This window comes from Streptomyces bambusae (genome assembly GCF_019400985.1).
Lineage (GTDB): Bacteria > Actinomycetota > Actinomycetes > Streptomycetales > Streptomycetaceae > Streptomyces > Streptomyces bambusae_A.
In genome coordinates, this window is sequence record NZ_WTFF01000300.1 from 1 (window position 1) to 8,970 (window position 8,970).

Below are 8,970 nucleotides of genomic sequence, written 5' to 3' on the forward strand. Positions count from 1 at the left end.
GTCGTGTCCACCGCCCGGACCTCCTGCGCCGGCACCTCGGCGGTCACCGCGCCCGCTTCGGCGACCAGGGCGCCGGCCGCGCCGCGGGTCACCACGACCAGCGGGAAGCGCAGGCTCAGCCCGGCCGCCGCCGCGGCCACGTCGGCCCGCCCGGCCAGCAGCCGGGCCTCCTCCTCGTTGGGCAGCAGGACCGAGGCCCCCTCCACAGACGCGAGGAAACGATTCACTCCCAAGGTGGACAGGAACCCGGCCGACGCCGGGTCCACACTCACCGGCACGCCCCGCTCCCGCGCCGAACGCAGCGCCAGCTCCGCCGCGTCCCGGCTGCCGTCGGCGAGGAAGAGGTAACCGGACACGTGCAGGTGGGCCACACCGTCCAGCAGCGCCGGGGTCCAGTCGGCGGGGGACAGCCGCAGCGCGGCCCCGCCGTCGGTCAGGAAGGTGCGCTCGGCGTCCTTGCCGACCAGCGCCACCACCGTCCCCGTCGGCTCCACCGGGTCGACCACCAGGTGCGGGCGGACCCCCGCGGCCGCCAGCGCCCGCTCGTGCCAGACCGCGGAATCCGCGCCCACCCGGGCCAGCAGCCGGACCTCCGCCGCACCGCAGCGCGCCGCCCAGCAGGCGGCATTGGCCCCGGCCCCGCCCGGCAGGGTGCGGATCCGGGCCGGTGTGTCCGTCGCCGGCGCGAGCGGCTCCGTGTGCACCGCGACCACGTCCGTGACCACGTCCCCGACGACCAGGAGCGCGCCGCTCACCGCCCCGCCCACGCCACCGCGATCCGCGCGCCCAGCCGGACGTTCCCGCGCACCGCCGCCAGGTTGGCCTCCAGCGCGGCCCCGCCCGTCGCCCGGACCAGGAAGTCCAGCAGGAAGGGCGTCACCGCCTGGCCCGTGATGCCCCGCTCCCGGCACTCGGCGAGGGCCTCCGCCAGCACGCGGTCGTGCAGCCGCGGATCCAGCTGCTCCGCCTCGGCCACCGGATTGGCCACCAGCAGCGCCGAGTCCGGCCCGGCCAGCGCGTCCTGAGCGGCCATCACCGCGGCCACCTGCTCGGGCCGCTCCACGGTCCAGTCCACCGGCAGTCCGGAACTGGCCAGGTAGAACCCGGGGAACCGGTCCGTCCCGTACCCGAGCACCCCGACCCCCAGGGTCTCCAGCCGCTGCAGCGTCGCCGGCACGTCCAGGATCGACTTCACCCCGGCGCACACCACCGTGATCCGGGTGCGCGCCAGCAGCGCCAGGTCCGCCGACTCGTCCTGCGACTCCACCCATTCCCGGTGTACGCCGCCCAGCCCGCCCGTGGCGAAGACCCGCAGCCCGGCCCGCGCGGCGAGGAACGCCGTCGCGGAGACCGTCGTCGCCCCGGTGGCGCCCGCCGCCAGTGCCGGTGCGAGGTCCCGGTGGCCGAGCTTGCGTACCCCCTCACCGCCCGCGACCCGCTCCAGCTGGGCCTTGTCGAGACCGGCGTACGGCACCCCGTCGAGGACCGCGATCGTCGCCGGTACCGCGCCCTCCGAGCGGACGACCGCCTCCAGCTCCTCGCCCACCGCGAGGTTGCGGGGCCGCGGGAGGCCGTGGGCGAGGATCGTCGACTCCAGGGCGACCACCGGCCGCCCCTCGTCGAGCGCCTCGCGCACCTCTTCGGACAGGACCGGAATCGCAGCGTGCTGTGACGTGTGCTGTGGCATGTCCCCATCCCTGGCACGCGGCGTGCGCCCCCAAACGCGCTCCCGTCGCACCTGTCCGAGTACCGCCCCTGCCGGTGCGTCCCCGGCCAGGTCGTCCCTGACGGCCCGCGTCTCGTCCTGACGGCCCGCCTCCTCGGCGGCCCGCCCGGTCGACGGCCCGCCCGATCGTCTCCGACGCCCGCCCGATCAGTCCCCGACGGCCGCGCGATCAGTCCCCGACGGCCGCGCGCCCGTCCTCGGCGGCGTCCTCAGCGACCGGACGGCGGCGCGCCGTGAACAGCGCGAGTGACGCCATCGGCAGCACCAGCATCGCGCCGATGGCGTTCAGCCAGCCGTACCCCGCCTGGGCCACGATCAGGCCGGCCGCCGCGCCGCCGAGCCCCGCGCAGGCGTTGCTCGTCAGGTCCGACAGGCCCTGGACCGCCGCCCGGGCGGCCTGCGGCACCGAGTCGGTCAGCAGCGCCGAACCGGACACCAGGCCCGCCGACCAGCCCAGGCCCAGCAGGAACAGGCCGGCCGCGGTCTGGCCGTGCCGGGGGCCCGCCGTGCCGGCCAGCAGCGCGGCCGCCGAGAGCAGACCCGCCGCGACACCGATCACCGACAGCCGGCCGATCCGGTCCGCCAGCCAGCCCATCACCGGCGAGAAGGCGAACATGCCGGCGATGTGGCCGCTGATCACCAGGCCGATCAGTTCCAGCCCGGCCCCGTGGTGGCCGAGGTCCACCGGGGTCATCACCATGATCGACACCATGGTGGTGTGCGAGACCGCGATCGTCACCAGCGCCAGCCGGGCCCGCGGGGAGGCCGCGACGGCCTGGAAGCCGGCCCGCAGCGAGCGGCCCTGGTGCGCGTCCTCCCCGGCCGGGTCCAGCGCGCGGGCCGTCAGCAGCGGGTCGGGGCGCAGGGCCACGGCGATCAGGCCGGCGGTGAGCAGGAAGATGCCGGCGGCCCACAGGAACGGGCCCGCCGTCCCGGGTATGGAGGTGCCGGCGAAGCTGCGGCTGGCCGGGGCCGACAGGTTGGGGCCCAGCACCGCGCCGATCGTGGTCGCCCACACCACCGTGGAGATCGCCCGGGCCCGGTGGTCGGGTGCCGCGAGGTCGGCCGCCGCGAAGCGGGCCTGGAGGTTGGCGCAGGAAGCGGCGCCGAAGCAGGCCATGCCCAGCATGAGCAGCGGGAAGTTCTTGACGACGGCCGCCAGCACCACCAGGCAGGCGCCGGCCGCACCGATCAGATAGGCCAGGACCAGGCCGGGCCGCCGCCCGCGCCGCGTCATCAGGGCGGCGAGGGGCAGGGCCAGCAGTGCCGTGCCGGCCACCGCGGCGGTGGACGCCATGCCTGACAGCTCGTCCGTGCCGCTGACCTCGGTGGCGAGCACGGGGGCCAGCGCGATGCTGATGGGCACGCCGAGGCCGCCCACCATCTGGCTGGTCATCAGCACGCGGGAGGTCCGCCGCTGCAGCCGGGGCAGGTCCTCGGCCGACACGGCCGGCGGCGCCCCGGCGGTGGTGCGTCGGGTGACGGTCACGCCGTACACCCCCCTTCCCGGCGAGCACGGTGGACGGTGGTCCTGGACACGGGGAGGCCCGGCACGGGCAGGCCTGGCGCGGCGGCAGTGGTCACCGCCGCAGTCTCGCACCCCACCATCCGCAACGGAACGGAGATTCTCCTGGTCAGAACGGTCCTCAGGGGTCAGAACGGCCCTCAGGGAGCGGCACGGCTCAGAACAGCGGCTGCGGCAGGACTCCTTCCAGCGCGAGCAGGGCCCGCTTGGTCTCGACGCCCCCGCCGAACCCGCCGATGCCCCCGTCGTTCTCCACGACCCGGTGGCAGGGCACGACGATCGGCAGGGGATTGGCCCCCATGGCCGCGCCGACCGCCTGGGCGGCGCCGGGCCGGCCGACCCGGGCGGCCAGCTCGCCGTACCCCACGACCTCCCCGTACGGCACCGAGCGGTCGAGCTCGCGCAGGACCTCGCGGTTGAACCCGGACGCCAGCCGCCAGTCCAGCGGCAGGTCGAAGCGCCGCAGCCCGCCCTCGAAGTACGCGGCGAGCCGGCGTATCGGCTCCGCCAGCCGGACCTCGCGGCCCGCCGGCGGCCGCCACGGGGCAAGGCCGAGCCGACGGGCGAGAGGGTCTATCAGGTCCGGCCGGTCCGGAGCGGCGTGGAACTCCACCCGGACCAGGCCCTCGTCCGTGGCGGCCAGGAGGAGCGGTCCGATGTCGCTGCCGACGACGGTCCATTCGAGGTGCGGCCCGGCGGGCCGGCTGCTGCTGTCCACGCCTCCACCGTACGGCCGCCCACCGACAGCCGGCCTCAGAAGCCGCCCACGGCCTCCCGCACCACGTCGGGCGCGTTGCTGATGATCCCGTCGACCCCCATCTCCTGCACCTTCCGGGCGGTGGCCGCGTCGTCCACGATCCAGGTGTCCACCTCCAGCACCCTGCCGTGCGGCCCGGCCATCCGGTGCACGGCGGCGACCCAGTCCGCCGTGATGGTGGTGTGCCAGGGGTTGATGCGGTCGGTGAACGCGGCGTACCGGGCCAGCTCCGCCACCGGCGGCGTACCGAGGAAGGCGGTGACCACGTCCGGTCGCAGGGTGTGCACGGCCCGCACGCAGTCGGCGCTGAAGCTCTGTACCACCAGACGGCGCGAGAGGTGCTGCTCGTCCAGCCAGCCCGCCTCGTCCAGCACCCTCAGGGTCTCCGCCTCGATCCCGGGGTACAGCTCCGGCTTCTTGATCTCCAGCAGCAGCCGCTGCCTGTTGCGCTCGACCCGGTCGAGGTAGCTGCGCAGCGTCGGCACCCGGGCGCCCGTGAACTCCGGGGCGAACCAGCTGCCCGCGTCCAGCCGGGCGATCTCGGCGGCGGTGAAGTCCCTGACGCGCCAGGGCCTGCGGTCCGGGAAGAGCTGCTCGACGTTCGTGGTGCGGGCGAGGGTGTCGTCGTGGACGACGACCAGTTCGCCGTCCTTGGTGCGCTGGACGTCGTTCTCCACCCAGGCCACGTCCATCTCCTCGGCGACGTCGACGGCGGCCAGGGTGTTCTCCGGGGCGTACGCCGACGCACCCCGGTGCGCGTACACGACGGGCGCCCCCACCAGGCGCACCGGCTCGGCGTCCCGCACGTCACCCGGGACGCCGGGAGCGACCGGGACGGCGGCGGGGAACGGGACCGCGGCGGGGGCGTGGACGGGTGTGGAGGCGGAGGCGTAGGCGGAGGCGGAGACGGGCGGGGAGGGGGACGCGGGGACGGAGGCGGAAGCGGTCGTACCGGCGAGGGCGAGGGCGAGCCCCAGGAAGGCCGCGGCGGCCGTGGCGACGGGTCGGACGGGCATGTGCGTTCCCCTCATGTCGAAACTGCGTCAGCGGGCGGCCCGGCCGGACGGGGGTCACGGCCAATGGCGGACGGCGGCGTGAGGACGGACGGCGGCGTAAGGGCGGACGACGGGGTGAGGGCGGACGGGGAGGCGGAGCGGTACGCACGGCGCGTACGGCGCCGGGTGCCGCCGGCGGATGCGGATCCGGACGATGGAGGCGAATGGACACGACGGGCTTCACCGCGATGATGGCGTCGGCGATCACCGCGTCGCCACCGAACTACGACAAACGGACCACGGACGAGGGACGGCCCGGCACCGCCCTGACGGCCCCGGCACACGGAGGCACGGGTGTCGCTGTCAGTGGGGGGCCGTACGGTGGAGTCATGCGGCCCGTATCGAAGATCGAACGCACGGTGGCGCCTTTCGAGGTCGTCAGCCCCTATTCTCCCAGCGGTGACCAGCCCACGGCCATCGACGACCTGGAGAAGCGCATCCGTGCAGGTGAGAAGGACGTCGTACTGCTGGGTGCGACGGGTACCGGCAAGTCGGCGACGACCGCCTGGATGATCGAGCGGCTCCAGCGGCCCACGCTGGTCATGGCGCCGAACAAGACCCTCGCCGCCCAGCTGGCGAACGAGTTCCGCGAGCTCCTGCCCAACAACGCCGTCGAGTACTTCGTCTCGTACTACGACTACTACCAGCCCGAGGCGTACGTGCCGCAGTCGGACACGTACATCGAGAAGGATTCCTCCATCAACGAGGAGGTGGAGCGGCTGCGCCACTCCGCCACGAACTCGCTGCTCACCCGCCGCGACGTGATCGTGGTCGCCTCCGTCTCCTGCATCTACGGCCTCGGCACCCCGCAGGAGTACGTCGACCGGATGGTCACCCTCAAGGTCGGCGACGAGATCGACCGGGACCAGCTGCTGCGCCGGTTCGTCGACATCCAGTACACGCGCAACGACATGGCCTTCACCCGCGGCACCTTCCGGGTCCGCGGCGACACCATCGAGATCTTCCCGGTCTACGAGGAACTGGCCGTCCGCATCGAGATGTTCGGCGACGAGATCGAGGCCCTCTCGACGCTGCACCCGCTGACCGGCGAGGTGATCAGCGACGACCGGATGCTGTACATCTTCCCCGCCAGCCACTACATCGCCGGCCCGGAGCGCATGCACAACGCGATCCGCGGCATCGAGACCGAGCTGGCCGAGCGGCTCGCCGAGCTGGAGAAGCAGGGCAAGCTGCTGGAGGCGCAGCGGCTGCGTATGCGTACCACGTACGACCTGGAGATGATGCAGCAGATCGGCTCCTGCTCCGGGATCGAGAACTACTCGCTGCACATGGACGGCCGCGAGCCGGGCTCCCCGCCGCACACCCTCATCGACTACTTCCCGGAGGACTTCCTCCTGGTCATCGACGAGTCGCACGTCACCGTGCCGCAGATCGGCGCGATGTACGAGGGCGACGCCTCCCGCAAGCGGACCCTGGTCGACCACGGCTTCCGGCTGCCCTCGGCGCTGGACAACCGGCCGCTGAAGTGGGAGGAGTTCCAGGAGCGGATCGGCCAGACCGTCTACCTGTCCGCCACCCCCGGCGCGTACGAGCTGTCCCGCTCCGACGGGTTCGTGGAGCAGATCATCCGGCCCACCGGGCTCGTCGACCCCGAGGTGGTCGTCAAGCCCACCGAGGGGCAGATCGACGACCTGGTGCACGAGATCCGGCTGCGCGTCGAGAAGGACGAGCGGGTCCTGGTCACCACCCTCACCAAGAAGATGGCCGAGGACCTCACGGACTACTTCCTGGAGCTGGGCATCGCCGTGCGCTACCTGCACAGCGACGTGGACACCCTGCGCCGGGTCGAGCTGCTGCGCGAGCTGCGCGCCGGCGAGTACGACGTCCTGGTCGGCATCAACCTGCTCCGCGAGGGCCTCGACCTGCCCGAGGTGTCGCTCGTGGCCATCCTCGACGCCGACAAGGAGGGCTTCCTGCGCTCGGGGACGTCGCTGATCCAGACCATCGGCCGCGCCGCGCGCAACGTCTCCGGCCAGGTCCACATGTACGCGGACAAGATGACCCCGGCGATGGAGAAGGCCATCGAGGAGACCAACCGGCGCCGGGAGAAGCAGATCGCGTACAACACGGCGAACGGCATCGACCCGCAGCCGCTGCGCAAGAAGATCAACGACATCGTGGCCACCATCGCCCGCGAGGAGGTCGACACCGAGCAACTGCTCGGCACGGGCTACCGGCAGGGCAAGGACGGCAAGGGCGCGAAGACCCCGGTGCCCTCGCTCGGCGCACACCAGCCCACGGCGGGGAAGGCGGCCAAGGCCGCGAAGGGCGCCAAGGCCGCGGCGGCCGCCGGCGCGATCGTCAGCGACCGTCCCGCGGCGGAACTGGCCGGGCTGATCGAGGAGATGACGGAGCGCATGCGGGCAGCGGCGGCCGACCTCCAGTTCGAGGTCGCGGCCCGGATCCGGGACGAGGTGTCCGAACTGAAGAAGGAGCTTCGCCAGATGAAGGAGGCGGGCCTCGCCTGAGCCGTGGCCGGTAAGTAATGTTTGCCGCGGGGCCGCGGGTACACGGTGCCCGCGGGCGACAAGGAGAGGGGACATCGCGTGACGGTCAACATGACCAAGGGTCAGGCCATCAGTCTGCAGAAGGCGGACGGGGGCACCCTGACCGCGGTCCGGATGGGCCTCGGCTGGCAGGCCGCCAAGCGCCGCGGGCTGTTCGGCTCGCGGACCCGGGAGATCGACCTCGACGCGTCCGCGGTGCTGTTCGCGGACAAGCAGCCTGTGGACGTGGTGTTCTTCCGGCACCTGTCGAGCGACGACGGCTCGGTCCGCCACACCGGTGACAACCTCGTCGGCGGTGTCGGCCAGGGCGGCGACGACGAGTCGATCCTGGTCGACCTCCAGCGGGTGCCGGTGCACATCGACCAGATCGTCTTCACGGTGAACTCCTTCACCGGGCAGACCTTCCAGGAGGTGCAGAACGCCTTCTGCCGCCTCGTGGACGAGACCAACGGCCAGGAGCTGGCGCGCTACACGCTCGACGGCGGCGGCCAGTACACCGCGCAGATCATGGCGAAGGTGCACCGCGCCGGCAGCGGCTGGCAGATGACGGCCCTGGGCACGGCGGCCAACGGCCGCACCTTCCAGGACCTGCTGCCGGCGATCCTGCCGCACCTGTAGGCGCGGCGGAGCAGGCACAGCAGCACTACAGGCACAACAGCACAACAGGCACGGCACGGCACAGCACAGCGCGACGGGGGAGGGCACGACGATGACGGCCGAGCTGGTCCGGGGGCAGAACCACCCCCTGCCGCACCACCGGGTGGAGATCAGGGTCTCGGCGGGTACGGCCGTGCTCGCCCTGGCCGCGCTCGGCGACGAGCAGGGCGCGCTGCGCGGGCCGGAGGGCTTCGCCCACCCCGGCGCGCGCGGCGTGCCCGGCCTGGAGGCCCCCGGGGCGGCGGCGGACCAGCACCGGTTCGCCGTCGACCTCGAAGCGGTCGGCGGGGCCGTGCACCGGATCGGCGTCCTGCTGGCCCTGCCCCCGGGCGGCCCGGCGAGCTTCGGCGCCGTCGCCGCGCCCCACGTCGCCGTGGCCGGCCCCGACGGCGTCGAGGTGGCCGGGTACACCGTGAGCGGCCTGGGCGCCGAGTCCGCCGTCGTCGCCCTGGAGCTCTACCGCCGCCAGGACGCCTGGAAGGTACGCGCCGTCGGCCAGGGATACGCCGACGGCCTCGCCGCCCTGCTCGCCGACCACGGGCTCGGCGCGCCCGTCGCGGCCGACCTCGCCGCCCGTGTCCACACCGCGGCCGGCGCCCCCGTGGCACCCGACCCGGTCCCGGTCTCCGGCGTGCCCTACCCGTGTCTCTTATACACCTCTGACGCTGCCGACGATCTTACGCGTGCAGATGTCTGACGTAGCCGAGGCGGTACATGCTCGT

General features: G+C 73.5%; 7 protein-coding genes and 1 pseudogene. 3 read left to right on the forward strand and 5 right to left on the reverse strand.

Features of this window, described 5'->3' with window-relative positions; genetic code table 11:
* From GPJ59_RS29175 to GPJ59_RS29195, 5 genes are all read right to left on the reverse strand, one after another.
* Positions 1-755, reverse strand: a 755-nt coding sequence (locus GPJ59_RS29175; protein WP_219670720.1) for a carbohydrate kinase family protein, incomplete at its 3' end; no start/stop codon positions are given.
* On the reverse strand, positions 752-1,687 hold the full coding sequence (locus GPJ59_RS29180; RefSeq protein ID WP_219670721.1) for a pseudouridine-5'-phosphate glycosidase: 936 nt from the start codon (positions 1,685-1,687) through the stop codon (positions 752-754). The genes GPJ59_RS29180 and GPJ59_RS29175, both read right to left, overlap by 4 nt.
* Positions 1,688-1,895: 208 nt before the next feature.
* The gene (locus GPJ59_RS29185; RefSeq protein WP_308120547.1) at positions 1,896-3,215 is read right to left on the reverse strand and encodes an MFS transporter; all 1,320 of its coding nucleotides are present in this window, start codon (positions 3,213-3,215) and stop codon (positions 1,896-1,898) included.
* A gap of 193 nt (positions 3,216-3,408) precedes the next feature.
* Positions 3,409-3,969, reverse strand: coding sequence for a methylated-DNA--[protein]-cysteine S-methyltransferase (locus GPJ59_RS29190; protein WP_219670722.1), 561 nt, complete (start codon positions 3,967-3,969; stop codon positions 3,409-3,411).
* 35 nt (positions 3,970-4,004) lie between these two features.
* Positions 4,005-5,024 (reverse strand): glycerophosphodiester phosphodiesterase, encoded by a 1,020-nt coding sequence (locus GPJ59_RS29195; protein WP_219670723.1) that lies wholly within the window; start codon positions 5,022-5,024, stop codon positions 4,005-4,007.
* Between the two features lie 368 nt (positions 5,025-5,392).
* Between GPJ59_RS29195 and uvrB the strand changes: the two genes are divergently transcribed.
* The 3 genes and pseudogenes from uvrB to GPJ59_RS29210 form a co-directional block, all read left to right on the forward strand.
* A complete protein-coding gene (gene uvrB, locus GPJ59_RS29200; RefSeq protein ID WP_219670724.1) occupies positions 5,393-7,552 on the forward strand; it encodes an excinuclease ABC subunit UvrB in 2,160 nt (719 codons plus the stop codon).
* A 78-nt stretch (positions 7,553-7,630) separates the two neighbouring features.
* Positions 7,631-8,209 carry a TerD family protein gene (locus tag GPJ59_RS29205; RefSeq protein ID WP_219670726.1) on the forward strand — a complete coding sequence of 193 codons (579 nt, stop codon included), beginning with the start codon at positions 7,631-7,633 and terminating at the stop codon, positions 8,207-8,209.
* A gap of 91 nt (positions 8,210-8,300) precedes the next feature.
* A pseudogene (locus GPJ59_RS29210) lies at positions 8,301-8,885 on the forward strand (TerD family protein); the annotation flags it as partial.
* Positions 8,886-8,970: the final 85 nt, after the last annotated feature.